The sequence below is a fragment of the Nonomuraea sp. K271 genome (assembly GCF_009908215.1).
In the GTDB taxonomy this organism is placed as follows: domain Bacteria; phylum Actinomycetota; class Actinomycetes; order Streptosporangiales; family Streptosporangiaceae; genus Nonomuraea; species Nonomuraea longispora.
On sequence record NZ_JAAAHR010000021.1, the window covers coordinates 38,573 to 64,118 of the forward strand.

Sequence of the window (25,546 nt, forward strand, 5' to 3'; positions counted from 1 at the left end):
CCCCCGCGCCCGCCTCGGGGGAGGCACTGGGCGCAGGGGACCGCGTCACCGGGGCGGGCTGCGGCGTCGCACGGGTGGAGGCGGTCACATGCCGGCTTCCCGCCGCAGGAGGGTGGCGAGTCCGTCGGGGGAGGCGGCTGTGACGCCCTTGGCGGCGAACCAGGTGGCGACGTTGCGCGCGTCGCGGTCGAGGAACGACGGACCCGCCGGATGCGCGATCACGTCCACGATCTGCGGAAGGTCGATGATGACCAGCCTGCCGTCGTGCACCAGGAGGTTGTACGGCGACAGGTCCCCGTGGGCCAGCCCTTCCCGGGCCAGGGTGAGCATGGCCGTGACCAGTTGCTCCCACAGGTCGTCCAGATCATCGCTCACCTGGGCGAGCCGCGGCGCCGCGAAGCCGTCCCGCGTGCCGATGAACTCCTGGAGGATCTCCGTCCCGACGATCTGCACCGGGTACGGCACCGGCACCCCGAGCTCCCACAGCCGGCACAGCGCCGCGAACTCGGCCACCGCCCACTGACCGGCGATCACCTGCTTGCCGAAGGCCGTGCGGTTGGCCATGGCACGGTTCATCCGGCTCTCGCGGGTGCTGCGGCCCTCCAGATAGCCGGCGTCGCGGTGGAACAGGCGGTGGTCGGACGACCGGTAGCGCTTGGCGGCCAGCAGGCACTCCCGGTCGGTGCCGGGCACCCCGCGGGAGATGAGGTGGACATCGGCTTCCTTGCCGGTCTTGAGCACGCCGTACTCGGTGTCGACGGCGGCCAGCTCCGTGACCAGCCAGTCAGGGTAGGGCCGGGGGCCCTTCTCGGTGGGCGTGCTCTGGTCCCAGGTGGACCAGCGATCACCTTCGGGAGGGCCGTCGTCGGTCTCGGGCGTGCTCTCCAGCCAGGCGATGTCGTCGGCGTCGAGGGCGTGCTTGCCGCGGCGGCGGTGTTGCGAATGCTTCGGCACGGTGGGATTGCTCCAGAAGTGAGGCCCACCGGCTCGTCGGTCAGGTCAGCGATCGCCCGGTGGGAAGGTGTGAGGACGCGGAAAACGGCACGCGGACAATCGTCATCACGGTTTCACCCTCCCTCCGTGTCGCTGCGATCAACTCGCCCTCGACTATGCCGATGCGTCCCGCGCGCCGCAACCGAATAAACGCGGCTCGCGGTGCGGGCAGGGATGGCCCCTGGCCAGAACGGGGTGGATATCGCCGTGCGGCAGCGGTAGAACCACTCCGGGAGGGCCGTGGTCATCGGAATGCCTCCTCAGCGAAGCTCACGCGACGCATTCATTGTGTCACCAGGAGTGAGGGTCAGGGTTCGTTCCTGCGTTCCTCCACCGTGCGGCGGTAGAGGTCATCGATCTCGTCGAGCGGGTCGGGGTCGCGGCGGCGGGCCTCGATCTCCAGGTCGGTGCGGGAGGTCAGGTCGGCGATGCCCGACGCGGTGTGGTGGACCTGGTCGTTCAGCAGGCCCGTGCGGATGCGGGCGCACGTGGCCGTCAGCGTGGCCTGGTGCTGCCGGAGCCGGTCGAGCGTGACGTGGTCGACGTAGGAGGACACGCGCTGCTGCTGGGCGAACATCGCCAGCTGCTCGTCGTGCGTGTCGACGTGCTTGGTCAGGTCGGCCATGATGCGCGGCAGGTCGCCCAGCCCCCACCCCTGGCGCTGGGCCTGGTCGACGGCCTGGCGGGTGAGGGTCATCTCGCGGCGCAGGTCGAGCCGGAGACGCTCGATCTCCGCGGCCTCGCCCGAGCCCATCGCGTTGACGTGCGTGGTGATCCGCGTCGTGGCCTCCCTGGCCTTGACCGCGGCCTTCTTTCCCAGCTTGACGAGCACATAGATGCCGACGCCGCCCAGCAGAAGGAGGAACGCCAGGATCACCAGGGCGATGATAAGGATTTCGCTGATCTCCGCCACCTCCTGTTGGGGTTGATGATGTGAAGGATAGTGCGGCCGGGCGGGTTCGGGGCGCCTGGCCATGACCGCTCTTGATCGATCACTTTGGCCTGTGTTTCAGTTCACCATCGGCATCGGTCGCCGGGCAGCGCGTCACGCCCGCAGGCGACGCGACCAGAGGCGTTTGTGCGGCAGAAGGGAACAGGGCGGTGCTTGAGGACAAGGTTGTGATCGTCACCGGCGGTGCGAGGGGGATGGGAGCCGCGACGGCACGGCGGTGTGTCGCGGCGGGGGCACGGGTGGTGCTCACGGATGTGCTCGTTGACGAGGGTACGGCCACGGCCAAGGAGGTGGACGCCCGGTTCATCGCCCACGACGTGCGGGACGAGGACCAGTGGGCCGCGGTGGTGGCCAAGACGCTGGACGAACACGGGCGGATCGACGGGCTGGTGAACAACGCGGGCATCGCCACCATGCTGATGATCGAGCAGCAGCCGGCCGAGGAGTTCGAGAACGTGCTGCGGGTCAACCTGCTCGGCGTGTTCCTGGGCCTCAAGGCGGTCGTGGGGCCCATGCGGGAGTCGGGCGGCGGCGCGATCGTGAACCTGTCGTCGGTCGCGGGGCTCAGCGCCCTGCCCGGCACGGGCGGCTACGGCGCCTCGAAGTGGGGGGTGCGCGGGCTTACCAAGATCGCGGCGTTGGAGTTCGGGCGGCACCGCATCCGGGTCAACTCCGTTCATCCCGGGATGATCGTCACACAGATGACCGAGCCGATCGGCGCGGTCTCCGGCGAGGGCACCTTCCCTCTCGCGCCGGCCGGGCGGTGGGGTGAGCCGGAGGAGGTCGCGGAGACGATCACATTCCTGCTGTCCGACGCGGCCTCGTACGTGACGGGCGCCGAGCTGGCCGTCGACGGAGGGCTGACGGCGGGGGAGGCGGCACTGCTGATGCGTCCCGACAGGAGCCGCATGGAGGAGAACCGGCAGGACGGCGGCCGGCCGCGAGAGGAGCGGTAGGCCGATGCCGTACGCCGACGTCGGGGAGGATGTCCGGCTCTTCTACACCGATGACGGTGACGGACCGCCGCTGCTGCTCGTGCACGGGTGGGGCGCCGACTCGCACCAGTGGTCGTGGCACATCGACGCGTTCGCCGCCCGGCACCGCGTGATCGCCGTCGACCTGCGCGGGCACGGTTATTCGTCGGTGCCGGCGACCGGCAACACGCCCCGCGCGATGGCCGGGGACCTGCACGCCCTGCTCGCGGGCCACCTCGGCGTCCCCCAGGTGGTCGCGGTCGGCCACTCGATGGGCGCCCAGGTGGTGTCCGTCCTCGCCGTAGAACATCCGGCGCGGGTGCGCGGGATCGTCGCCGTCGACCCCGGCTACGGCATGACGGCGGACATCGCCGCCGGTTTCCCCCAGATGATCGCGGGCCTGCGTGGCGAGCACGCGCACACGGTCGCCGAGCAGGTTGACGAGTGGTGCACGAACGCCGCCACCCCCGCCGTCATCAGGCGCTGGCACAAACGCCGGCTGTACGGCATGCCGCCGCACGTGCTGGCGGAGGCGTTCGAGGCGATGTTCACCGGTCCGGAGGCGATCGGGGTGCGGCCGGCCTCCGACGACTACCTGGCGCGCAGGGGGTGCCCGGTGTTGTCGATCTGGTCGGATCCGGAACGGGCACGCTGGGAGGCCGCGCTGCTGCGGGATCCGGCTTCGAAGGTGGTGTGCTGGGAGGGGTCGGGTCACCGGCTGCACGAGGAGCGGGCCGCCGAGTTCGTGCACCTGGTGGAGAGGTGGGCGCGCCGCCTGGGGTGGTGAGAGGGCCGCGTGCGGGGGCGGACGTGACGGGGAGCGGGCGTCAGGCCGGGTGACGGCGCCCGGCCGCCCGTCCGCGGGCGCGGCGGCGGCGTACTTTTCTGATGAGCCACCAGCCGAGGACGGCGAGCAGCAGCAGCGCGACGATCACCAGGACGGGCAGGAAGATCGCGATCAGGCTCATCCCGAGCGAGCCCGCGTCCTCCGCCGTGCTCACGACCGGCGCGCCGGTCCCGGCCGTGCCGACGTTGATCACCGGCCGGGCGGTGGTCTTGACCACGTGTACGGCCAGCGCCGTCACGATGCCAAGTAACCAACCGGCCCACGGGTGCTCGGCCATCCACGTCGAGTGGTCGAGCTCGGCGGCGGCGCTCGTGGCGGAGAACACCACGCCTCCCGACGCCGGGCGGATCACGGTCTGGATGGCGTCGTTGACGCTGTCGACGGCGGGAACCTTGTCGAACACCGTCTCCACGACCAGCAGCACCGCGATCACGGCCAGCACGCCCCAGTTGGACAGCCAGCCGTAGCCGTCGGGGAGCTTCACGGCGTCGGTGACGTTGGCGAGCACGCCCACGACGAGGAGCGGGATGTAGGCGTTGAGCCCGGCGGCCGTGGACAGGCCCAGACCGGTCAGAGCGGCGAGCATGCCCCTAGTCTGCCCGGGCCGCGTCGTCCATGAGGCCGGCCAGCGCGGGACCGGTGAACTCGGCCACCGCCCGGTCGTACTTCTCCATGCCCCACGACCAGAAGTCGAAGTCGATGGTCTCGTTCACGCTGTCCTGGATGGAGGCCCAGAGCGTCCAGCCGTACTTGGACATGAGGCCGAGCAGGCGGGCGCGGGCGATCTTGTGGCGGAGCGGGCGGCCGTAGTACGCGGTGACGAGCGCCTCCAGGTGGCCCGGCGGCAGGTCGGACTCGCTCCAGATGTTGCCGAGCTCGAAGCAGGGGTCGTTGTTGCCGGCGTATTCGTAGTCGATCAGCCAGAGGCGCCGGCCGTCGTCGAGGATGTTCCCCGGCAGAAGGTCGTTGTTGCACGGAACCGTGCCCTCCTCCCGTATAGCCAGACATTTCCGGATGTCGGCAACGATGGGCATGAAGTCGAGATAGCGGGCCGGAAGCCGGAAGCCGCGTTCCTGGACGATCTGCAGATAATGCCGCTGCACGTCGAACATGTCGAAGTCGCTCACGAACCGGGGTCCGGCGTGCAGCCGCCGGCACACCTCCGCCACCCTCGGCAGGTTGGCCGGATCGTGCAGATCCGCCTCCGTGAACGTGCGCGCGTCGATGTAGCCCACCACCAGCACTCCCTGACCGGGCAGGTAGGCGTGCACCGGCGCGCCGACCCCCGCGCGGGCCGCGGCGACGGTGTTGGCGTGCTCGGCGTCCCTGTCGATGGCCAGCAGCGCGCCGTCGCCGGCCGACACGCGCACGACATACGACCCGCCGGGCGTGCTCACCTTATAGTTGCGATTGGTCAGCCCCCCGGGCAGCTCCTCCACGGCTCGTGGCATGCCGGACAGCAGGGGGATGCGGTCGAGGACCTGGGCAACGGCCATGGTCGATGCTAGCTCCACCGGCGTAAACGGTCTAGACCTTTTGGGGTACGGCGATTAGCCTCGCGACCATGAGCGACTCGGCCCGCATCGTGGTCATCGGTGGCGGGGTGGGCGGCACGTCCGTCGCCTGCCACCTCACCCAACTAGGCGAACGCGACGTCGTCCTGCTGGATCGGGACGAGCTCACCAGCGGCTCCACCTTCCACTCCGCGGGCCTGGTCGGGCAGCTGCGTTCGGACCCGACGCTGACCCGGATGAACCAGTACTCCGTCGAGCTCTACCGCACCCTCGACGCCGGCTGGACGGAGTGCGGCGGCATCAAGCTGGCCTCCACCCCCGAGCGCATGGCGGAGATCCGCCGCCAGATCGGCTGGGCGCGCACGTTCGGGCTGCCGCTCCAGGAGATCTCGGTGGCGGAGGCCGTGGACCTGTTCCCCCTCATGGACCCCGAAGGAGTCGTGGGGGCCGCGTACCTGCCGACGGACGGGCAGGTGGACCCCTCCCAGCTGTGCTATGCGCTGGCCGCGCGCGCCCGCGAGGGCGGGGCGAGACTGCGCACCAGGACCCGCGTCCTCGGCATCACCACCGCGCGCGGCCGGGTCACCGGTGTGCGCACCGACCAGGGCGACATCGACTGCGAGATCGTGGTCAACTGCGGCGGCATGTTCGCCGCCGAGATCGGCCGCATGGCCGGCGTACGCGTCCCGATCGTCCCGATGTCCCACCAGTACGTGGTGACCGACGCCTGCCACGACCACACCGCCCTGCCCACGCTGCGCGACCCCGACCTGCTCGTCTACTACCGGCAGGAGGTGCAGGGCCTGGTCATGGGCGGGTACGAGCGCACGTGCGCCCCCTGGACGGCCGGCCCCGGCACCTTCGACGCGGTGCCCCCCGACTTCAACGGCCGCCTGCTGCCCGAGGACTGGGCGAGATTCGAGGAGATCTCCGACAACTCCAGGATCCGCGTGCCGGCGATGGCCGACGTCGGCATCCGCAAGCTGATCAATGGGCCCGAGGCGTTCACCCCCGACAACGAGTTCTGCCTGGGGGAGACGGAGGTGGGCGGGTTCTTCGTCGCGGCCGGGTTCTGTGCCCACGGCATCGCCGGCGCGGGCGGCATCGGCAAGGTGATGGCGGAGTGGATCGTCGAGGGCGAGCCGGCCATGGACGTCCGGCACATGGACATCCGCAGGTTCAGCAGCCACTACCGCTCGCCGTCGTACACGCTCAAGCGCGCGGTCGAGAACTACGAGACGTACTACGACATCCGCTACCCCGGCCACGAGCGGTCGGCGGGGCGGCCGCTGCGGGTCTCGCCCGCGTACGCGTGGCACCAGAGCCACGGGGCCGTCTTCGGCGAGAAGGCGGGCTGGGAGCGGGTCAACCACTACGCGGCCAACGAAGCCGGCGGGGACGACGGCGAGCGCCCCGCCGGCTGGGCGGGCCGTGCGTGGTCGCCCGCGACCGGGGCCGAGCACCGGGCCACGCGCACGGCCGCCGGGCTGTTCGACGAGAGCTCGTTCGCCAAGATCGAGGTCACCGGCCCCGACGCGGCCGCACTGCTGGAGTGGGTATGCGACAACCGGGTCGCCCGCGAGGTCGGCGCCGTCACCTACACCCAGGCGCTCAACCGGCGCGGCGGCATCGAGTGCGACTTCACCGTCACCCGGCGCGGCGAGGAGGAGTTCCTCGTCGTCACCGGCACCGCGTGCGGCACGCACGACCTCGGCTGGCTGCGCAAGCAGGCCGCGCTCACGGGCTCGGCCGCCAGGATCGCCGACGTCACCGGCCGGTACGCCTGCTTCGCCCTGTGGGGACCGCGCGCCCGCGAGATCCTGTCCGGACTCACGCCCGACCCGCTCGGCTTCCCGTTCATGTCGTCACGTGAGCTCACCGTGGGGGACGTGCCGGTGCTGGCGCTTCGGGTGACGTTCGTGGGAGAGCACGGCTGGGAGCTCTACTGCTCCAGCGAGTACGGGCTCGCACTGTGGCGGACGTTGTGGGAGGCGGGCGAGCCGCACGGGATGGCGGCCTGCGGCTACCACGCCATCGACAGCCTCCGGCTGGAGAAGGGCTACCGGGTGTGGGGCGCCGACATCGGGCCCGAGACGACGCCGTACGAGGCCGGGCTGGGGTTCTGCGTCAAACCGGACAAGGAGTTCCTGGGCAGGGACGCCCTCGATCCCGACCCTGGGCGGCGGCTGCGCTGCGTGACGCTGAGCGACCCGAGGGCGGTCGCGCTCGGCAACGAACCGGTCAGGGCGGACGGCCAGGTGCTGGCCCGCGTCACCTCCGGCGGGTACGGCTACACCGCCAGGGAGTCGATCGCCTACGCGTACCTGCCGGTCGAGCCGGGCGCCGAGGTGGAGATCGAGGTGGAGGGCGCCTGGGTGCCGGGCACGGTGGTCAAGGCCCCGCTGGTCCCGTGACTCCGCTGCGCACCGAGATGCGCACCCGGTCGGGGCGGAACAGGTCGCGGGCGAACTCCACGGGCCGGCCGCCGGCCGCGTAGGCCGTGCGCTCGATCAGCATGAGCGGCGCTCCCGGCGTCATGCCAAGGTCGGCGGCCTCGGACGGGCGGGCGATCACCGGGTCGAGCCGCTCGACCGCCGTGCGCGGCGCCAGGTCGTAGCGTGCGGCCAGCAGCGTGTAGAGGGAGCCGGTGAGGTCGTGGTCGAGCAGGCCGGGCAGGTCGGGGAAGTAGGAGCGTTCGAGCGCCAAGGGCAGGCGCCCGGCTGAGCGCACCCTGGCCACCTCGTGCACCGGCGAGCCGGGAGGGACCCGCAGCGCCCTGGCCACCGCCGCGGGCGCGGGCACGGTCGCCGCCACCAGGACGCGCGCCTCGGCCCGCAGGTGCGCCCGCCGGATCTGCTCGGTGAACCCCGTCAGCCCGGTCAGGTCGCACTCGATGCGCGGCTCGGCCACGAACGCGCCGCCCGCCCTGCCGGGCACCCTGACGAGCACGCCGTCGCGTTCCAGCGTGGCCAGCGCCTGCCTGAGCGTCATCCTGCTCACGCCGAGCCGCCCGGCCAGCTCGCGCTCGCCGGGCAGCCGATCGCCCGGCGCCAGCTCGCCACTGGAGATGGACTCGAGCAGCCACCGCTCGATCTGCACGTGCGCGGGGAGGCCGGAGCCGCGCTCCAGCCGAGGCGGTGTCCCGACCACACGCGCATCGTAGCCCGGTCAGCCCTCGGCGGCCTTCCGCGGCCCCGAGGCGGGCAGGGGCAGCGGCAGGCCGGGCAAACCGTCGATGCTGGTGGCGACGTGCTCCTTACGGGAGAAATAGGCGTTGAGCGACTCGTCGTCCTCCCGCGCGAACCGCTTCGCGTGCAGGTCGCGGTCCTGCTCGTACGACATGAGCGGAACCGCGTAGCCGCACGTGTCGCGGATCAGCTCGGCGCGGACGACCACGATCGCCCGCAGCCCGTGCGCGCCGGTGTCGACCGCGGGGAAGCGGGCGACCAGCCCGGCCCACCTGGGATCGTCCCTGAACACGGGCTCGCCGTGACCGTGCACCCGCACGATGGTCGGCGGCCCGTCGAAGGCGCACCACATCAAGGTGATGCGGCCGTTCTCGCGCAGGTGGGCGACGGTCTCCGCGTTGCTGCCCGCGAAGTCGAGATAGGCCACCGTCAGCTCGTCGAGAACCGCCAGCGAACCGCTCACCCCCTTGGGGGACAGGTTGATCGTGCCGTCGCCGGCGAGGGGCGCGGTCGCCGTGAAGAACACGGGCTGCGCCTCGATGAACGCCCGCAACCTGGCGGTGATGCCGTCGTACGTCTTGCCCACGGTGTCCCCGTCCTCGTGTGAAGGAACGCGGCGCGCGACCACGAGCCGCCGGGCCCCATTCTCGCCGACCGGCTGTCACGGGCCTCACCCGGACAGGCGCCTGAGCCGCTCCACCGCCTCGCCGAACTCGCTGACCAGGTCGTAGACCACCTGCCGGGCCGGCTTGACCTGGTCGAGCTGGCCCACGACCTGCCCCACGTAGTAGTTGACCAGCTCGACCGCCCCCGGCTCGCCCTTCTCCGCCGCCGCCGCGATGCGCGCCATGGCCCCCTCGGCCACCAGGAGCTGCAGCGGCATCCCCAGCGGGCCGGGGCTCTCCTGGCTGGAGTCCCACTCGTCGGTCCAGGCCGACCTGAGCTGCCTGGCCGGCTTGCCCGTACGGGACCTCGACCTGACCGTGTCCAGTGACGAGGCCGCCAGGAACTTGCGCCTGACGGCGGGCGGCGTCTCCGCCTCCTCCGTCGTGAGCCAGACAGAGCCGCACCACACGCCGTCCGCGCCGAGCGCCATAGCGGCGGCCATCTGCCGGCCCGACGCGATCCCGCCCGCCGCCAGCACCGGCACCGGCGCCACCGCGTCGACGACCTGCGGCACCAGCACCATCGTGGAGATCTCGCCGGTGTGCCCGCCCGCCTCGGTGCCCTGCGCCACGATCAGGTCGGCGCCCGCCGCGACCTGACTGCGCGCGTGCTCGACCGTGCCGACCAGCGCGGCGACCGGCACGCCCGCCTCCCTGGCCCTGGCCACCATCTCGGGCGGCGGCGGGCCCAGGGCGCTGGCGATCAGCCCGATGCGGTGCTTGAGCGCGACGTCGATCAGCCCCGTCGCCCCCGCCGCGGTCACCCGCCGGCCGAACTCGTCGGCCACCGCCGTCATCGGCTGCGGGGCCGCGCCCACGCCGTACTTCGTCAGCAGGTGGGTGACGAAGTCGCGGTGCCGCTCGGGGATGAAGTCCATGAGGTGCGCGCGCCGGTCGAGCACCGAGGCGTCCACCTTGCCGGGGACGAGCACGTCGACGCCGTACGGCCGGCCGCCCGCCCGCTCGTCGATCCAGGTGAGCTCGGTGTCGAGCTGGTCGGGCGAGTACGCGATGGCGCCCAGCACCCCGAAGCCGCCCGCGTTGGTCACCGCGGCCACCACGTCGCGGCAGTGGCTGAAGGCGAACAGGGGGAACTCGATGCCCAGGCGCTCGCAGATGGCGGTTCGCATGAGGTGACGCTAACCGGCAGAAGGATGTTCGGTCCAGATCAGGATCCGCTGTCGGCCAGGACGGCCTCCGGCGCGTGCCAGCCTAACTCGGGCGTGTAGCCGCGTACCCGCTTGGCCGGCACCCCCGCCACCACGCTGTGGTCGGGGAACTCGCCGCGCACCACCGCGCCCGCGGCCACCACGCACTGGCGGCCGAGCGTCGTGCCGGGCAGGACGATCGCGCCCGCGCCCAGCCACGAGCCCGAGCCGATCGAGACCGGGCTGTTGCGCGGCCACTGCCTGCCGATCGGCACGTCGGGGTCGTCATAGACGTGGTTCTGGTCGGTGATGTAGACGTACGGGCCGGTGAAGACATCGTCGCCCACGTCGATCGACTGGTGGGCCACGACGTGCGTGCCCCGGCCGATCGAGCAGCCGCCGCCGATGCGCAGGATCGACGCCGGGCCGAGGTCCACGCCGGGGCCCATGCCGCACGAGAGCGACACCCGCTCGCCGATCAGCGTGTGGTCGCCGATCTCGATCCACTGTTCGCCGAAGATCGCGCCAGGGGGGAACGCGATGCTGACGCCGTCACCGAGCCGGCGGAACCGGTGGCCCGCCGGGCTCCCCGGAGTGATCGCGCCCGCGTGGCGGATCGCCCGGTAGGCACGGTGAATCAGTGCGCCCGTCGCCCGGCGTACTAGTGACATAAAGTCCAAAGCTACCCTCAGGTCATGCCGTTCGCCCATGTGAGGGGCGTTGTTTGATATCCTGAGAGCCCGTGGACACTTCGACCACACCTCGAGCCACGGGAGCCCCTTTGCGCAGCGCATCGCAAACCAAACATCTGTTCGTCACCGGCGGTGTCGCCTCCAGTCTCGGCAAGGGGCTCACGGCATCCAGCCTCGGCCGCCTGCTCAAGGGGCGCGGCCTCAGGGTCACCATGCAGAAGCTCGACCCCTACCTCAACGTCGACCCCGGCACGATGAACCCGTTCCAGCACGGCGAGGTCTTCGTCACCGACGACGGCGCGGAGACCGACCTCGACGTCGGCCACTACGAGCGGTTCCTCGACACCGACCTGCACGGCTCGGCCAACGTCACCACCGGGCAGGTCTACTCCAACGTCATCGCCAAGGAGCGGCGGGGCGAATACCTGGGCGACACGGTCCAGGTCATCCCCCACATCACCAACGAGATAAAAGACCGGATCAGAGGCATGGCCGGTCCCGAGGTGGACGTCGTCATCACCGAGGTCGGCGGCACCGTGGGCGACATCGAGTCGCTGCCGTTCCTGGAGGCCGTGCGGCAGATCAGGCACGAGGTGGGGCGCGACAACGTGTTCTTCCTGCACGTCTCGCTGCTGCCGTACATCGGGCCCTCGGGCGAGCTGAAGACCAAGCCGACGCAGCACAGCGTGGCGGCGCTGCGCAGCATCGGCATCCAGCCGGACGCGATCGTGCTGCGCTCCGACCGGCCCGTGCAGACGGCGATCAAGCGCAAGATCAGCCTGATGTGCGACGTCGACGAGGACGCCGTCGTGTCCGCCGTCGACGCGGCCTCGATCTACGACATCCCCAAGGTGCTCCACTCCGAGGGCCTCGACGCGTACGTGGTGCGCCGGCTCGGCCTGCCCTTCCGCGACGTCGACTGGAAGGAGTGGGAGCAGCTCCTGCGCCGCGTGCACCGCCCGGCGAAGGAGGCCACCGTCGCCCTTGTGGGGAAATATATTGATTTGCCGGACGCGTACCTCTCGGTGACCGAGGCGCTGCGCGCCGGCGGGTTCGCCAACGACGCGCGGGTCAACATCCGGTGGGTCAAGAGCGACGACTGCGAGACCCCCGAGGGCGCCGCGCGCGAGCTCGACGGCGTCGACGGCGTGCTCATCCCCGGCGGCTTCGGCGTGCGCGGCATCGAGGGCAAGATCGGCGCCATCCGCCACGCCCGCGAGGGCAAGATCCCGCTGCTCGGCATCTGCCTCGGCATGCAGGGCATGGTCATCGAGGCCGCCCGCAACATGGCGGGCATCGAGGGCGCCAACTCCACGGAGTTCGACCCCGACACCAAGCACCCGGTCATCTCCACCATGGCCGACCAGGAGGACGTCGTCGCCGGCGAGCGCGACATGGGCGGCACGATGCGGCTGGGCAGCTACACCGCCAAGCTCGCCGAGGACACGCTCGCCCGCCGGCTCTACGGCGGCGTGGCCAAGGCCGACGAACGCCACCGCCACCGCTACGAGGTCAACAACGCCTACCGCGAGCAGTTGGAGAGGGTCGGCCTGGTCTTCTCCGGCGTGTCGCCCGACGGGCGCCTGGTCGAGTACACCGAGCTGCCGTTCGACATCCACCCGTTCTTCATCGGCACCCAGGCGCATCCGGAGTTCCGCTCCCGACCCACCCGGGCCAACCCCATGTTCAAGGGCCTCATCGGGGCCGCCCTCGCCTACGCCGACGGCCGCGTGGGCGCGACGACGGTGGGCCAGTGAACTCCGGCGACGGCGTGCGCTTCCAGCGGACCGCGGAACCGATCGCCGACACGCCCGAGTCATGGGACGTGCTGGAGTCGAAGGAGCGGTTCGACGGCCACGTCATCAAGGTGGTGACCGACACCGTCAGGATGCCCCGCGACGAGGCGGCCGAGCGCGACTACGTGGTCCATCCCGGCTCCGTCGCCGTGCTCGCTCTAGACGACCAGGACCGCGTCCTGCTGATCAGGCAATACCGTCACCCCACCCGCCACCTGATGTGGGAGCTGCCCGCCGGCCTGCGCGACGTGCCGGGCGAGCCGCTGGTCGACGCGGCCGCGCGTGAGCTCGCCGAGGAGGCCGGCTACCGCGCCGCCACCTGGCACACGCTCATCGATCTGCGCACCTCGCCCGGCATGAGCGACGAGCGCATCAGGGTGTTCCTGGCCCGCGACCTGACCAAGATCCCCGACGAGGACAACGGCTTCGTGCACCGGCACGAGGAGATCGACATGCCGGTCAAATGGGTCCCTTTGCCCGACGCGGTGGAAAAGGCGCTCATGGGAATGATCCACAATTCCCCGGCCGTGGCCGGTATCCTCGCCGCGTACGCGGCTTCGGTTGAGGGACTCGCCCTGTTGCGCCCCGCCGACGCCCCGGAGGCGTGACGGAAGGACCGATCGTGGAGGCCGTGCTCTCCAGCTACCTCGCCCATCTGGCGGTGGAGCAGGGCGTGGCTGCCAACACGCTCGCGTCCTACCGCCGTGACCTGCGCCGCTACTACGCGCACCTGCGGGCGCGCGGGCGGCTGGAGCTCGACGAGGTGGGCGAGGCCGACGTCCTGGCCTTCCTCGCCGCGCTGCGCGAGGGTGACGGGGACCATCCGGCGCTCGTCGCCAGCTCCGCCGCCCGCGCCCTGTCCGCTGTACGCGGGCTGCACCGTTTCGCTCTGCGCGAAGGCGTCACGGCCCACGACCCTGCCCACGAGGTACGCCCGCCACGCCCGATGCGCAGGCTCCCGAAGGCCATCGCCGTCGACGAGGTCGAGCGGCTCATCGCCGCGTCGGGCCCGGACGGCGCACCCCTCACGCTGCGCAACCGCGCCCTGCTGGAGGTCCTGTACGGCACGGGCGCCCGCATCTCCGAGGCCGTCGGGCTGGCCGTGGACGACCTCGAGGACGAGCAGGTGCGCCTGCGCGGCAAGGGCGGCCGCACCCGGGTCGTCCCGCTGGGGCGCTATGCCCGTTCCGCCCTCGACGCCTATCTCGTCCGCGCCCGGCCCGGTCTGCTCGCCCACGGGCGGGGCACACCGGCCGTCTTCCTGAACGCCAGGGGAGGCCGTCTGACCAGGCAGGGGGCGTGGGAGGTGCTCCACGCGGCCGCCGAACGAGCCGGGCTAAAAAAGATATCTCCCCATGTTCTCCGACATTCCTTCGCAACTCATCTCTTGGACGGCGGCGCGGACGTTAGGGTGGTCCAGGAATTGCTCGGCCACGCCTCGGTGACGACCACCCAGGTCTACACCCTGGTCACGGTCGACAAGCTCCGCGAGGTCTACGCCGCGGCGCATCCACGGGCCCGGCAGTGATCTATAGTCTTTGCGGTGTGCGGCACCCTCGGCGTGCCGCCTTGCCGCGTTAAGTGGTGACGCCATAGTGTCCGTCCGGACGGTCCGGTTCGGGATCGTCAGGGAGGTTCGAGCTGGTGACTGTGACGACCAAGGGTTCGACCCCGGGGACCCCCGACAACCCCTGGGGCGACACGAAGACCAACGCGCCTTCCAACGGCGTCAACCTCGGGCCCACGCAGCGGCCCAGACCCGTGTTCCCCGAGCCGGTGGTGCCCGACGTGCACGGCCCGGCGCGCGTGGTCGCGATGGTCAACCAGAAGGGCGGGGTCGGCAAGACCACGACCACCATCAACCTGGGCGCGGCACTCGTCGAATACGGGCTCAAGGTGCTGCTCGTCGACTTCGACCCGCAGGGCGCGCTCTCCGTCGGCCTGGGCATCAACCCGCTCCAGCTCGACCTGACCGTCTACAACCTGCTGATGGAGCGCGGCGTCACCGCCGAGGACGTCCTGCTCGAGACCGGCGTCGAGGGGCTCGACCTGCTGCCGAGCAACATCGACCTGTCCGCCGCCGAGGTCCAGCTCGTCACCGAGGTCGCCCGCGAGCAGGTGCTCGGCCGCGTGATCAAGCCGCTGCTGCCGCACTACGACGTGTGCCTCATCGACTGCCAGCCCTCGCTCGGCCTGCTCACCATCAACGCGCTCACCTGCGCCCACGGCGTCATGGTGCCGCTGGAGTGCGAGTTCTTCGCGCTGCGCGGCGTTGCCCTGCTGATGGACACCATCTCCAAGGTCCAGGAGCGGCTCAACGAGGACCTCGAGATCGAGGGCCTGCTCGCCACCATGTACGACGCCCGCACCCTGCACGGCCGCGAGGTGCTGGCCCGCGTGGTGGACGCGTTCGGCGACAAGGTGTTCCACACCGTCATCAACCGCACGGTGCGCTTCCCCGACGCGACCGTCGCCGGCGAGCCGATCACGACGTTCGACCCGTCGTCCCTCGGCGCCAACGCCTATCGTGAGCTGGCCCGCGAAGTGCTCTCGCGCTGGCCGGCGCCTGCCACAATGGCCAGGTGACCGCAGAGCAGACCGAGCCCCAAGGGTTCCAGGTTCACCTGGACGTCTTCGAGGGTCCCTTCGACCTGCTTCTCGGCCTCATCGCCAAGCACAAGCTCGACATCACCGAGGTCTCGCTCTCCAAGGTCACCGACGAGTTCATCGCCTACATCCGCTCCCGCGGCCCCGAGTGGGACCTCGACCAGACCAGCCACTTCCTGCTCGTCGCGGCCACGCTGCTCGACCTCAAGGCGGCCAGGCTGCTGCCCTCGGGCGAGGTGGAGGACGAGGAGGACCTGGCCCTGCTGGAGGCCAGAGACCTGCTGTTCGCGCGGCTGCTGCAGTACAAAGCCTACAAAGAGGTCGCCAAGATCTTCGCCGGGCGGATGGCCGAGGAGTCGCTGCGATTTCCCCGTACGGCGCCGATGGAGCCGCAGTTCGCCGACCTGCTGCCCGAGCTCGTCCTCGGCATCGGGCCCGAACAACTCGCCAGGATCGCCGCCAGGGCGTTCACGCCCAAGCTGCCGCCCACGGTCAGCGTGGGGCACATCTACCAGCCGCTGGCCAGCGTCAAGGAGCAGGCGGCCATCCTGGTCATGCACCTGCGGCGGATGCGGCGGGCCACCTTCCGAGCGCTGGTGGCCGACTGTGAGGGCACCTTCGAGGTCATCGCCCGCTTCCTGGCCGTGCTGGAGCTGTTCCGGGAGTCGGCGGTCACGTTCGAACAGGTCGAGCCGCTGGGCGACCTGCACGTGACCTGGACGGGCGCTGACGACGGCGACGTCGCGGTGGGGGACGACTACGAAGAATCCGCGGAGAAATCATCCCATGACTGACAACCCACTGCCCAACCCCCGCAAGTCTCCCGACTCGGAGCCGCCGCTGCCCGCCTGGATGACCCTTCCCGGCTCCCTCGTCCAGCCGGGCGCACCGGAGCCGGAGACCTCCCCACCCGACGACCAGGCACCCCGCGACGAAACCCCACCCCAGGACAACCCGGGGTCCGATGCGGAGACTTCCGTCCGGGGCGACCCGCGGTCCGGTGCGGAGGCGCCGGTTCGGGGCGGTACCGCTGACGTGGACGGGCCGGTGGTGCAGGAGGACAGGCCAGTCCATGGAGAGACGCCGTCCCAGGACGATCCGCCCTCCCTGGAAGAGCCGCCGCCGGCCGCGGACGTGGTGCCGGCCCAGGACGCGGACCCCGAGCCACAGCCGGCGCGCAGCGAGGACCCGGCGCCGGGCGAGAGACCGGGGGCGGCCGGGCAGTCCGTAGCGGCTGACCAGGCGGTACCCGAGGCCGGCGGGAAGGCCGAGGGCGGTGGCGCCGAGCCCACGGCGGGCGCGACGGATGCTGAGCCGGGGGAGGGGCCGAGGCTCGAAGCGGCGCTTGAGGCTATCCTGCTTGTCGTTGACGAGCCGGTCGCCGAAGTGACGCTGGCTCAGGTGCTCGAACGGCCCACCCACGAGGTCGCACTGGCGCTGCGTGGGCTGGCGGCGGAATACACCGCCGCCGGACGGGGTTTCGACTTGAGAGAAGTGGCGGGCGGTTGGCGTCTGTACACGCGTGCTGACTGCGCGCCGCTGGTCGAGCGGTTCGTACGCGACGGCCAGCAGACGCGGCTGACCCAGGCCGCGCTCGAAACACTCGCGGTCGTGGCCTACCGGCAACCGGTGAGCCGTTCCCGCGTCGCCGCCGTACGCGGCGTCAACAGCGACGGTGTCATGCGCACACTCGTCGCCAGGGGCCTGGTCGAAGAGGCCGGCACCGACCCGGAGAGCCAAGCGGTGCTCTACCGGACAAGCTCATACTTCCTTGAACGTCTGGGACTACGGAATCTGAGCGAGCTCCCCGAGCTCGCGCCCTTCCTCCCGGACGACGTGGAAAACCTCGAGGAGACAACAAAGTGATCAACAGGCGCAGTACCCCGTCCGGTGATGGACGCGGTCGTGGACGCACGGGCGGCTCCGGTCGTGGCGGGCGTCCCGCCTTCCGCTCAGACGACGCTCGTGGCGACGCCCGTGGCGACTCCCGGCGTGACGACTACCGCGGTGGGGCCGGCCGAACAGACTCCAGAGGCGGGTCCCGCCGTGACGACTTCCGGCGCGACGACTCCCGCCGTGACGATCGTGACCGGGGCCGAGGCTCCGGGAGCGACTCCCGGCCGTCGCGTGACGCCCTCCGCGCCGACCGCGGCGGCACCCGAGCCCGGTACGGCAGGCCCTCCGGCGGCGACGACGCCGGCGGCCGTAACCCGCGAGGAGCCGACCGCGACCGCCACACCTACAACAACCGTGACGGTCGTGACGACCGCAACTCCCGCGGCGACCGCGATGACCGTTACGTCCCCGGCGCGCGCGGCGAGCGCGATGGCCGTGAGGATCGTTACGGGCGGAGCGAGCGTCCTCGTGGCGACCGGGGCGGTCACCGTTCCGATCGCCGTGACGAGCGTCCGGGCGGCTATCGCTCGGAGCGTCGTGATGAGCGTCCGGGCGGCTATCGCTCGGAGCGTCGTGATGAGCGTCCGGGTGGTTACCGTTCCGATCGTGGTGACAGGTCCGAGCGCGGTTACGGCTCCGCGCGTGGTGACAGGTTCGAGCGGCGTGACGAGCGCGGCGGCGGTTACCGTTCCGAGCGCGGCGGGTCTGAGCGGCGTGACGAGCGGGGCGGATACCGGTCCGAACCGGGTGGCAGGTCGGGCCGGGATGGTTACGGAGTTGAGCGGCGTGATGAGCGTGGCGGGTTCCGGGCCGACCGGAGCGGGCGTCGTGAGGGCACTCCGCGGAACGCCGAGTCCAGCAGGTCCCGCTACGGAAGGCGCGACGGCGATGCCCGGACCGGGCGCGACGCCGGGCGCACCGGCCGGTCCTCCCGGCGGGACGACGTACCGACCGTAGGGGGCAGGCGCGGTGGCGGCAGTGGCTACGGCAGCCCCCAGCACGACCGGGTGAAGGCGGCCCGCCAGCCCTTGCGTGACCGCGACTTCTACCCGGAGGGCTACTCCGACGAGCGCGACACGACCGAGGTCCCTGACGGCGTACGGCTGCAGAAGGTGCTCGCCCAGGCGGGCGTCGCCAGCCGCAGGGCGTGCGAGGAGATGATCGGCGAGGGCCGGGTCACGGTGAACGGCCAGGTCGTACGGAGGTTCGGCGCCAAGGTCGACCCCGCGACGCAGGTCATCCACGTCGACGGCAAGCGCATCCCCACCGCTCCCGACCTGGTCTACTACGCGCTCAACAAGCCCATCGGCGTCGTGTCCACGATGGACGACCCGCAGGGCCGACCGTGCCTGGCCGACTACGTCGAGGAGCCGGCGCCGCGGTTGTTCCACGTGGGAAGGCTCGACACCGAGACCGAGGGCCTGCTGCTGCTCACCAACGACGGCGAGCTGGCCAACCGGCTGACGCATCCCAGCTATGGTGTGCAGAAGAAATACTGGGCCAAGGTGCCCGGCCCGATCCCGCGTGACCTGGGCCGCAGGCTCAAGCAGGGCATCGAGCTGGAGGACGGCATCGCCAGGGCCGACGGCTTCACCGTCGTGCAGGAGCACGGGCAGCAGGCGCTGGTCGAGGTCGTGTTGCACGAGGGCCGCAAGCACGTCGTACGCCGCATGCTGGAGGAGGCCGGCCACCGGGCGATCGACCTGGCGAGGATCGAGTTCGGCCCGGTCAAGCTCGGCCGTACGAAGCCCGGGACCATGAGGGCGCTCAGCTTGAAGGAGGTCGGCGAGCTCTACGCCGCCGTGAAGCTGTAATCTGGCCGGACGCAGGAGCCCGTGCGACCCTCGCACGGGCTCTCCCGCTTAGGGAAGGGGACTGACCGCATGGTGCGCGCGATCCGTGGGGCGATCCAGGTGGACGCCGACGACCGTGGCTCGATCATCGAAGGCACGACCGAGCTGGTCAGCGCGATCATGGAGCGTAACGAGCTGACCCCGGACGCCGTGATCAGCGTGCTGTTCACGGCCACGCCCGATCTGACTGCCGAGTTCCCCGCGCTCGCGGCGCGGAAGCTGGGATTTCACGAGGTGCCGCTGATCTGCTGCACCGAGATCGCCGTGCCGGGTGCGCTGCCCCGCGTGGTGCGGCTCATGGCCCACGTGGAGACCGACCGTCCAAGGGCCGAGATCCAGCACGTCTACCTGCGTGGCGCGGTGGCGCTGCGGCAGGACATCGCGCAGTGAGCCACAGGGCACCACATAACGAGATACTGGCTATCCCAATGGCCCGATAAATCAGGACACCAGATGGAACTTCGCACCGTGCTCGTCGTCGGCACCGGTCTCATCGGCACCTCCGCGGCGTTGGCGCTGCGCAAGCGCGGTGTGCGCGTGCTGCTCGCCGACCGCGACCAGGGAGCCGTACGGCTGGCACGGGAGCTCGGGGCGGGTGAGGAGTGGCACCCCCGCGACCCGCACCCCGCGCAACCCGGCGACACGCCATCCGGAGCCGACGTGCCGGCCGAGGGCGCGCGGCCTCGCGCGGCCGGCGACGAACCGGGGCCGGCCGAGGGCCTGGTTCGCGAGCAGGCCGACCTGGCGATCATCGCCGTGCCCCCCGCCCACGTGGCGACCGAGCTGCTGGAGCTGCAGCGGCTGCGGGCGGCCAGGTTCTACACCGACGTCGCCAGCGTCAAGGCCGAGCCCATCCACCGGGCCGCGCAGCTCGGTTGCGACCTGTCCTCCTACGTCGCCTCCCACCCGCTCGCCGGCCGCGAAAAGTCCGGCCCGGGGGCGGCCAGGGACGACCTGTTCCTCGGCCGGCCGTGGGCCCTGTGCCCCACGGACGAGGCCGACCCCGAGGCGAGGGCGGCCGTGCTGCGCCTGATCGAGCTGTGCGGGGCCAACGCGGTCGAGGTCAGCGCCACCGACCACGACCGCGCTGTCGCCGTCGTCTCCCACGCCCCCCACGTCGCGGCCTCCGCCGTGGCCGCACGCCTGGCCGACGCCACCGACGTCGCCCTCGGCCTGGCCGGGCAGGGCGTGCGCGACGTCACCCGGATCGCGGGCAGCGACCCGGGGCTCTGGCTCGGCATCCTGTCGGGCAACGCCTCCCCGGTCGCCGAGGTGTTGGAGGCCGTCGCACACGACCTGGCCGACGCGGCGATCGCGCTGCGAGCCCTGGCCGAGGGCGACGGCACCGCGACCGGCGAGATCACCCAGTTGCTCAAGCGGGGTGTCGTCGGACACGACCGCATCCCCGGCAAGCACGGCGGGCCGGCCTCCGCCTACGCCGTCGTACAAGTCGTCATCGGCGACCGTCCCGGCCAGCTGGCCCGGTTGTTCCAGGTCTGCGACGAGGTCGGCGTCAACGTCGAGGACGTGCGCCTGGAGCACGCCCCCGGGCTGCCGCTGGGCATCGCCGAGTTGTCGGTGGAGCCCGACGCGGTCTCCACGCTCTCCGACGCCCTGCGCGAACGCGGCTGGCAGGTTCCCTAGCCGCCGATGTCACATCCGAGCCTCCGCGATCCGTCTTCACGGTGAAATCGAGGAGGTCAGGAAAATCGTCGCGGGCACCGGCATCGACGTTGTGCTGGGGCGGGTCGCCAGGGTCGACCCCGAGCACCACGACGTACACCTGGAGGACGGGCGCGTGCTCGGTTTCGACAAGCTGATCTACGCGCTCGGCGCCGTCACCGACGCCTCGGTGCCCGGAGTAGCCGGCCATGCCTACACCTTCGACGACCACGAGCGCACCGTACGGCTCGCCGGGCACCTCGCCACGCTCCGGAGCGGCACGGTGGTCGTCGTGGGCGGCGGGCTGACCGGCGTCGAGGCGTCGACGGAGTTCGCGGAGGGAGGCCTACCCGCACCTGAACGTCGTCCTGCTGTCCAGGGGCCGGACCGGCTCCATGATGGGGGAGCGTGCCCGCGCCTACCCGGACGCGGCGCTGGATCGCATCGGCGTCGAGGTGCGTTCGGGCGTGGAGGTCCACAAGGTGCTGCCGGACGCCGTCGAACTGGTCGGCGGGGAGCTGATCCCGTCCGACGCGACGCTCTGGACGGCCGGCACCAGGGGTCTGCCCCTGGCCGCCGAGTCGGGACTGAGCGTGGACGCCCGCGGCAGGATCGTGGTGGACCCGGTGCTCCGCTCGGTGTCACACCCCGACGTGTACGCCGTCGGCGACGCCGCCGCGGTCACCCGGAAGTTCGGCGTGATGCACGGCACCTGCCAGGGCGGCGTCCCGACCGGCCTGCACGCGGCCGACTCGCTCATCGCGACCCTGCGAGGCAGGACTCCGAAGCCCTTCAGGTTCGGATATGTCCACCAGCCCGTCAGCCTGGGGCGCAAGGACGCCGTCATCCAGTTCACCCGGCCGGACGACAGCCCCCGCCGGTGGTACCTGAAGGGACCGTTCGCCATCTCCTACAAGGAGACGGTCAGCAGCAGCCCGCTGCCGACCGTGCGGCTGCTCAAGCGCGGGCTCGTGCCCGTCCGGGCGTTCGCGCTGAGCGCCGGTTCCCGCTGAGACACGGCGGGGCGGGCCCCCAGCCCCGCCCGCCGCGCCCCCACAGCTCAGCGTTTCGTGACGGCTTCGCTCACGGCGTTCGGGCCGTCGTACTCGCGGTCGGGCATGGCCTCCAGAGCTTCGACGATCTCCTTGCTCGCGTTGTGGTCGCGCGCGGCCTTGATCAGATCGGCCTTGCCTGCCGGGTAGTCGACGCCACCCAGGTGTTTCTGCAGGTCGATCGGGTTAGGTGCGGTACTCATGACCGCCTGCTGCCCTCGTTCCGCCGGACGTAACCGCACGCCCGTGCTCAGCCGGCGGCCTGCTCCAGCCGCCGTCGTGCCCGCTCGACGGCGGGCGGCAGCTCCCGCCGATCCGCCAGCGCCCCAGGAAGGCGAGGTACGGCCGCCCGCAGCCCCTCCCAGCCCGGGGGGCCCGCGCGCACGGCGTCGAACGCCCGCCGCGCCACCACCGGCCAGGGGCGGCGCAGCACCGCGGTGAGTACGGCGTTCCGCGCGGCCAGCGCCTGCCTGCCACGCGGGTCATTGGCCGGCGACGGATGGTGGTGGGCGACGACGTCGTCCACGTACGCCAGCCCCCATCCCTTCGCGGCCAGGTCGACCGCCAGGCGCTCCTCCTCCCCGAAGAAGAAGATCACGTCGTCGAAGCCGCCCGCCTCCAGGAACGCTTCGCTGCGCACCACCGCCCCGCACGCCAGAAAGCCCAGCACGCTCGGCCCCGGCAGGTCCGGCTCCGTGCCGAGCGGCGAGTGCCGCATCTGCTCCGACACCGGATCGAGCCGCTCCTCCGGGCCCACCAGCACACGAGCGCCGAGCACGGCCAGCCGCGGATGGGCGTCCAGCACGTCGGCGGCCCGCTCCAGAGCGCCGGGCGCCCACCAGGAGTCGTCGTCGGCGAAGGCGACATACGGCGTCCCGGCCATCCGCACGCCCAGGTTGCGGCCGGGCGCCCCCAGGTTCACGCCGGGCTCGGCCAGCAGGACGTCGGGGAAGTGGCGGCGTACGAACCCGGCCGTCCCATCGGTCGAGCCGTTGTCCACGAGGATCACCGGCCGCGGGTGCTTGGGGAGGGTCCGGGCCAGCGCCCGGAGCCGGTCCTTGCTGGCCACCACGACTGTAACGCGTGCTCCGTCTGTCACAAGAGGTCACTTACCGGGGACACGGCCGTTAGTCCTGCAGCCGAGCTTCCTGCCGCTCCACCCGCTGGATTCGTCGGGTCCGGTCCCCCGCCCGGGCGCTCGCCGCACCCCGAGAGGGCGGGCTCACCCTCTCGGGGTGCGTTGCGTGATGGCGTGTTCGAGACCGTCGAGGATGGCGTGCAGCCCGAACTCCTGGGTCGTTGTGGCCGAAGGGGTGGCATGGGTGGTGGCGAGCAGCGGGAAACGGTCGGCGTTGAGGAGAAGAAGGTCGCGCATGATCGGGGCGGCCTCACCGGACGTCCAGGTCTGGGTGCCGGGGATGGCCGCCGCGTGGGTGGCGCGGATGTGGTTGGACACCAGCATGATCGCGTCCAGGCGTTCGCGCTCGGTCAGGGGGGTGTCGGCCAGGGCGCTGAGGGCGCTCTCCGGCCACGCGGTCTCGCGCGGGCCCATCACCCGGTCGCCCGCGGTGATCGACGGCAGCCAGGGATGGTGCCGCCAGGCGGCGGACAACTCACGGGCGTACTCCTCCAGCTTGGCCCGCCACCCGGCGATGCCGCTCAGATCGGGGGCCGGGCCGACCGCGGCCTCGATCATGACGGCGATCAGCTCGGCCTTATCGTTGACGTAGCGATAAAGGGCCATCTTGGTGAAGCCGAGCTCGGCGGCGACGCGCTGCATGGACACCGCCTCCAGCCCTTCGGCGTCGGCGACCTTCACGGCGGCGTCGGCGATCTGGGTGACGTCGAAAGCGGGCCTCGGGCCTCTGCTGGGCGCTTTCCTGAGGCCCCACAACAGCTCGGCCACGGCTTTGGAATCCTCGTTGGCCGCCATCGCCATCCTCCCTCTTGTTATTCCCGCCAAACCGTATCTAGTATACACAGTGTCCTATAGAAACAGTTGTTCAGAGAACGGGCGGTGCCGCGGTGCCGGCCGGGGAACGGCTCACGGAAGCGGAGGAACGATCATGGGACGGTTACGCGTTCACAATTTCACGATCTCGCTCGACGGCTTCGGCACCGGCGAGGGGCAGGCTCCCGGCGCGCCGTTCGGTCACGCCGGTGAGCGTCTGCACGACTGGATGTTCGCCACCCGGTACTGGCACGACATGGTCGGCGGCGACGAGGGGAGCGTCGGCGCCGACCACGCGTTCGCCGCGATGCACGGTCGCGGCATCGGCGCTGAGATCATGGGCGCCGGCAAGTTCGGCCCGCCCGGTTGGCAGGACGACCCCGGCTACAAGGGCGCGTGGGGCTCCAGCCCGCCGTTCCATACGCCCGTCTTCGTGCTCACCCACCGGCCGCGGCCGTCGATCGAGATGGAGGGCGGCACCACGTTCCACTTCCTCGACGCCTCACCCGCGCAGACGCTGGAGCGGGCGCGCGAGGCGGCCGGCGGCTTGGACGTGCGCCTCGGCGGCGGCGTCTCGGTCATCCGCGACTTCCTCGCCGAGGGGCTCGTCGACCAGATGCACGTCGTCCAGATCCCGATCCTGCTCGGCCGTGGCGTGCGGCTCTGGGACGGCCTGGAGTCGCTGGAGGAGGCGTACGCCATCGAGGCGGTCTCCACTCCCAGTGGCGTCACTCACCTGACGTTCACCGCGAGAACCCGATGACCTGGGGGAGCGGAGGCCATGGAAACGTCATGGGGCGTGACTGGCCGGCGGCACCGACGACGAACACGAGATCACTGAGCAGGTGGTTCACCGTGTGCTGCACGACCGGCGACGACGATCTCCACCCCGTCGAGGCCGTCGGCGACGAGCGCACCGTCGGGATCCGCGTCCGCCACCGGCCACCCGCCCGCCAAGGGCCGCCCGGCTTGCCCGGAAGCTGGATCGCCGACTGAGCCGGAGGCTGTAGCCTCTTCACGTCGGGTGGAACAACGTGAAGAGGGAGAGACCGTGACCGGTCTGGTCGTCGCCATGGACGGCCCTTCGGGGTCGGGCAAGTCGAGCGTCTCGCGCGGAGTGGCCCGCGCGCTGGGCCTGCGTTACCTCGACACCGGGGCGATGTACCGCGCGATGACCTGGTGGATGCTCCGGCAGGGCGTCGACCTTGACGACCCCGGCGCGATCGGGGCCCGCTGCGGCGAGCCGCTGATCGTCTCCGGCACCGATCCCGACGGCCCGGCGATCCACGTCGACGGCATCGACGTGGCGGGGCCGATCAGGCAGGCCGAGATCACCGGCGCCGTCTCCGTCGTCGCCGCCGTTCCCGAGGTGCGCGCCCGCCTGGTCGCGCTGCAGCGGAAGATCGTCGGCTCCGGCGGCATCGTGGTCGAGGGCCGCGACATCGGCACCGTCGTCTGCCCCGGCGCCGACGTCAAAATCTACCTGACGGCCAGTGCCGAGGCGCGCGCCCAGCGGCGCAGCGCGGAGCTGGGCGGCTCGACGGTCCGGGCGCAGCAGGAGGCCATGGCCAGGCGTGACACCCTCGACACGACACGGAAGACCGACCCACTCTTGATGGCGGATGGCGCCGTCGAGCTCGACACCACCGCGATGAGCCTCGACGAGGTCATCGCGGAGGTGCTGAGACTGGTCGCCGAGCACACGGGCCCCAGCGGGCCCGGCGGCGACCGCATTCGCGAGCGCACCTGACGAGCA

Annotated in this window: 28 protein-coding genes and 1 pseudogene; 17 read left to right on the forward strand and 12 right to left on the reverse strand. The window is 71.3% G+C overall.

From position 1 onward, the window contains the following. Positions 1-84: 84 nt before the first annotated feature. Together GUY59_RS50625 and GUY59_RS10170 are read right to left on the reverse strand one after the other, a co-directional pair. Positions 85-954: a serine protein kinase RIO gene (locus GUY59_RS50625; protein WP_138199916.1), complete on the reverse strand. Its 870-nt coding sequence runs from the start codon at positions 952-954 to the stop codon at positions 85-87. Positions 955-1,300: 346 nt separating this feature from the next. Next, complete coding sequence (locus tag GUY59_RS10170) at positions 1,301-1,870, reverse strand: hypothetical protein (protein WP_252374857.1); 570 nt, start codon at positions 1,868-1,870, stop codon at positions 1,301-1,303. A 224-nt stretch (positions 1,871-2,094) separates the two neighbouring features. Here GUY59_RS10170 and GUY59_RS10175 point away from each other — a divergent pair, with 224 nt between their 5' ends. Both GUY59_RS10175 and GUY59_RS10180 read left to right on the forward strand, forming a co-directional pair. Continuing rightward, entirely contained in the window at positions 2,095-2,901 is an 807-nt protein-coding gene (locus GUY59_RS10175) for a glucose 1-dehydrogenase (protein WP_252374858.1), read from the forward strand. Between the two features lie 4 nt (positions 2,902-2,905). Beyond that, on the forward strand, positions 2,906-3,706 hold the full coding sequence (locus tag GUY59_RS10180; RefSeq protein ID WP_138199918.1) for an alpha/beta fold hydrolase: 801 nt from the start codon (positions 2,906-2,908) through the stop codon (positions 3,704-3,706). Positions 3,707-3,746: 40 nt separating this feature from the next. Here GUY59_RS10180 and GUY59_RS10185 read toward each other — a convergent pair whose 3' ends face one another. After that, complete coding sequence (locus GUY59_RS10185) at positions 3,747-4,352, reverse strand: DUF4126 domain-containing protein (protein WP_138199919.1); 606 nt, start codon at positions 4,350-4,352, stop codon at positions 3,747-3,749. Positions 4,353-4,356: 4 nt separating this feature from the next. Further along, entirely contained in the window at positions 4,357-5,262 is a 906-nt protein-coding gene (locus GUY59_RS10190; protein WP_138199920.1) for a phosphotransferase, read from the reverse strand. Between the two features lie 68 nt (positions 5,263-5,330). On the opposite strand from GUY59_RS10190, the gene GUY59_RS10195 reads away from it, so the two are divergent. Then, positions 5,331-7,694: a GcvT family protein gene (locus GUY59_RS10195; RefSeq protein ID WP_138199921.1), complete on the forward strand. Its 2,364-nt coding sequence runs from the start codon at positions 5,331-5,333 to the stop codon at positions 7,692-7,694. Here the strand turns inward: GUY59_RS10195 and GUY59_RS10200 are convergent. From GUY59_RS10200 to GUY59_RS10215, 4 genes are all read right to left on the reverse strand, one after another. Then, positions 7,672-8,430, reverse strand: a complete 759-nt coding sequence (locus GUY59_RS10200) for a GntR family transcriptional regulator (protein WP_138199922.1) — start codon at positions 8,428-8,430, stop codon at positions 7,672-7,674. The two genes, GUY59_RS10195 and GUY59_RS10200, sit on opposite strands and share 23 nt — an antisense overlap. An 18-nt stretch (positions 8,431-8,448) precedes the next feature. Beyond that, on the reverse strand, positions 8,449-9,054 hold the full coding sequence (locus tag GUY59_RS10205) for a pyridoxamine 5'-phosphate oxidase family protein (RefSeq protein WP_138199923.1): 606 nt from the start codon (positions 9,052-9,054) through the stop codon (positions 8,449-8,451). 84 nt (positions 9,055-9,138) lie between these two features. Then, the gene (locus GUY59_RS10210; protein ID WP_138199924.1) at positions 9,139-10,263 is read right to left on the reverse strand and encodes a nitronate monooxygenase; all 1,125 of its coding nucleotides are present in this window, start codon (positions 10,261-10,263) and stop codon (positions 9,139-9,141) included. 38 nt (positions 10,264-10,301) lie between these two features. Further along, on the reverse strand, positions 10,302-10,952 hold the full coding sequence (locus GUY59_RS10215; protein WP_132332446.1) for an acyltransferase: 651 nt from the start codon (positions 10,950-10,952) through the stop codon (positions 10,302-10,304). 110 nt (positions 10,953-11,062) lie between these two features. On the opposite strand from GUY59_RS10215, the gene GUY59_RS10220 reads away from it, so the two are divergent. From GUY59_RS10220 to scpB, 6 genes are all read left to right on the forward strand, one after another. After that, positions 11,063-12,730 carry a CTP synthase gene (locus GUY59_RS10220; RefSeq protein WP_138199925.1) on the forward strand — a complete coding sequence of 556 codons (1,668 nt, stop codon included), beginning with the start codon at positions 11,063-11,065 and terminating at the stop codon, positions 12,728-12,730. Beyond that, positions 12,727-13,377 (forward strand): NUDIX domain-containing protein, encoded by a 651-nt coding sequence (locus GUY59_RS10225; protein WP_252374859.1) that lies wholly within the window; start codon positions 12,727-12,729, stop codon positions 13,375-13,377. Before GUY59_RS10220 ends, GUY59_RS10225 begins: the two co-directional genes overlap by 4 nt. Positions 13,378-13,391: 14 nt before the next feature. Then, positions 13,392-14,297: a site-specific tyrosine recombinase XerD gene (locus GUY59_RS10230; protein WP_171055333.1), complete on the forward strand. Its 906-nt coding sequence runs from the start codon at positions 13,392-13,394 to the stop codon at positions 14,295-14,297. Between the two features lie 122 nt (positions 14,298-14,419). Continuing rightward, on the forward strand, positions 14,420-15,355 hold the full coding sequence (locus GUY59_RS10235; protein WP_425465074.1) for a ParA family protein: 936 nt from the start codon (positions 14,420-14,422) through the stop codon (positions 15,353-15,355). Next, a complete protein-coding gene (locus GUY59_RS10240; protein WP_138199927.1) occupies positions 15,352-16,170 on the forward strand; it encodes a segregation and condensation protein A in 819 nt (272 codons plus the stop codon). Before GUY59_RS10235 ends, GUY59_RS10240 begins: the two co-directional genes overlap by 4 nt. A 343-nt stretch (positions 16,171-16,513) precedes the next feature. Beyond that, complete coding sequence (gene scpB / locus GUY59_RS10245; protein WP_138199953.1) at positions 16,514-17,242, forward strand: SMC-Scp complex subunit ScpB; 729 nt, start codon at positions 16,514-16,516, stop codon at positions 17,240-17,242. Positions 17,243-17,328: 86 nt separating this feature from the next. On the opposite strand, the gene GUY59_RS48460 is transcribed toward scpB, so the two are convergent. Then, positions 17,329-18,273 carry a hypothetical protein gene (locus GUY59_RS48460; protein ID WP_236667006.1) on the reverse strand — a complete coding sequence of 315 codons (945 nt, stop codon included), beginning with the start codon at positions 18,271-18,273 and terminating at the stop codon, positions 17,329-17,331. Positions 18,274-18,279: 6 nt separating this feature from the next. Here GUY59_RS48460 and GUY59_RS48465 point away from each other — a divergent pair, with 6 nt between their 5' ends. From GUY59_RS48465 to GUY59_RS47375, 5 genes and pseudogenes are all read left to right on the forward strand, one after another. Further along, positions 18,280-19,086 (forward strand): pseudouridine synthase, encoded by an 807-nt coding sequence (locus GUY59_RS48465; RefSeq protein ID WP_252374860.1) that lies wholly within the window; start codon positions 18,280-18,282, stop codon positions 19,084-19,086. A 69-nt stretch (positions 19,087-19,155) separates the two neighbouring features. Further along, a complete protein-coding gene (gene aroH, locus GUY59_RS10255) occupies positions 19,156-19,515 on the forward strand; it encodes a chorismate mutase (protein WP_138199928.1) in 360 nt (119 codons plus the stop codon). 63 nt (positions 19,516-19,578) lie between these two features. Continuing rightward, on the forward strand, positions 19,579-20,769 hold the full coding sequence (locus tag GUY59_RS10260; protein WP_138199929.1) for a prephenate dehydrogenase: 1,191 nt from the start codon (positions 19,579-19,581) through the stop codon (positions 20,767-20,769). A gap of 10 nt (positions 20,770-20,779) precedes the next feature. Further along, positions 20,780-21,118: pseudogene (locus tag GUY59_RS49920) on the forward strand (FAD-dependent oxidoreductase); the annotation flags it as partial. Positions 21,119-21,158: 40 nt separating this feature from the next. Further along, on the forward strand, positions 21,159-21,800 hold the full coding sequence (locus GUY59_RS47375) for an NAD(P)/FAD-dependent oxidoreductase (RefSeq protein WP_442938970.1): 642 nt from the start codon (positions 21,159-21,161) through the stop codon (positions 21,798-21,800). A gap of 47 nt (positions 21,801-21,847) precedes the next feature. Here GUY59_RS47375 and GUY59_RS10270 read toward each other — a convergent pair whose 3' ends face one another. The 3 genes from GUY59_RS10270 to GUY59_RS10280 all read right to left on the reverse strand — a co-directional run bounded on the left by GUY59_RS10270 (position 21,848) and on the right by GUY59_RS10280 (position 23,772). Further along, complete coding sequence (locus tag GUY59_RS10270) at positions 21,848-22,042, reverse strand: DUF2795 domain-containing protein (protein ID WP_132332439.1); 195 nt, start codon at positions 22,040-22,042, stop codon at positions 21,848-21,850. A 47-nt stretch (positions 22,043-22,089) separates the two neighbouring features. Continuing rightward, positions 22,090-22,911 carry a glycosyltransferase gene (locus GUY59_RS10275; RefSeq protein ID WP_138199930.1) on the reverse strand — a complete coding sequence of 274 codons (822 nt, stop codon included), beginning with the start codon at positions 22,909-22,911 and terminating at the stop codon, positions 22,090-22,092. 150 nt (positions 22,912-23,061) lie between these two features. Further along, positions 23,062-23,772: a TetR/AcrR family transcriptional regulator gene (locus tag GUY59_RS10280; protein WP_138199931.1), complete on the reverse strand. Its 711-nt coding sequence runs from the start codon at positions 23,770-23,772 to the stop codon at positions 23,062-23,064. A 133-nt stretch (positions 23,773-23,905) separates the two neighbouring features. Between GUY59_RS10280 and GUY59_RS10285 the strand changes: the two genes are divergently transcribed. Genes GUY59_RS10285 through cmk form a run of 3 tightly spaced genes read left to right on the forward strand, consistent with a single transcriptional unit; the run spans position 23,906 to position 25,540 of the window. Beyond that, the gene (locus tag GUY59_RS10285) at positions 23,906-24,553 is read left to right on the forward strand and encodes a dihydrofolate reductase family protein (RefSeq protein WP_138199932.1); all 648 of its coding nucleotides are present in this window, start codon (positions 23,906-23,908) and stop codon (positions 24,551-24,553) included. A 29-nt stretch (positions 24,554-24,582) separates the two neighbouring features. Then, positions 24,583-24,786, forward strand: a complete 204-nt coding sequence (locus tag GUY59_RS10290; protein WP_138199933.1) for a hypothetical protein — start codon at positions 24,583-24,585, stop codon at positions 24,784-24,786. A gap of 55 nt (positions 24,787-24,841) precedes the next feature. Further along, positions 24,842-25,540 (forward strand): (d)CMP kinase, encoded by a 699-nt coding sequence (gene cmk / locus GUY59_RS10295; protein ID WP_138199934.1) that lies wholly within the window; start codon positions 24,842-24,844, stop codon positions 25,538-25,540. Positions 25,541-25,546 lie beyond the last annotated feature (6 nt).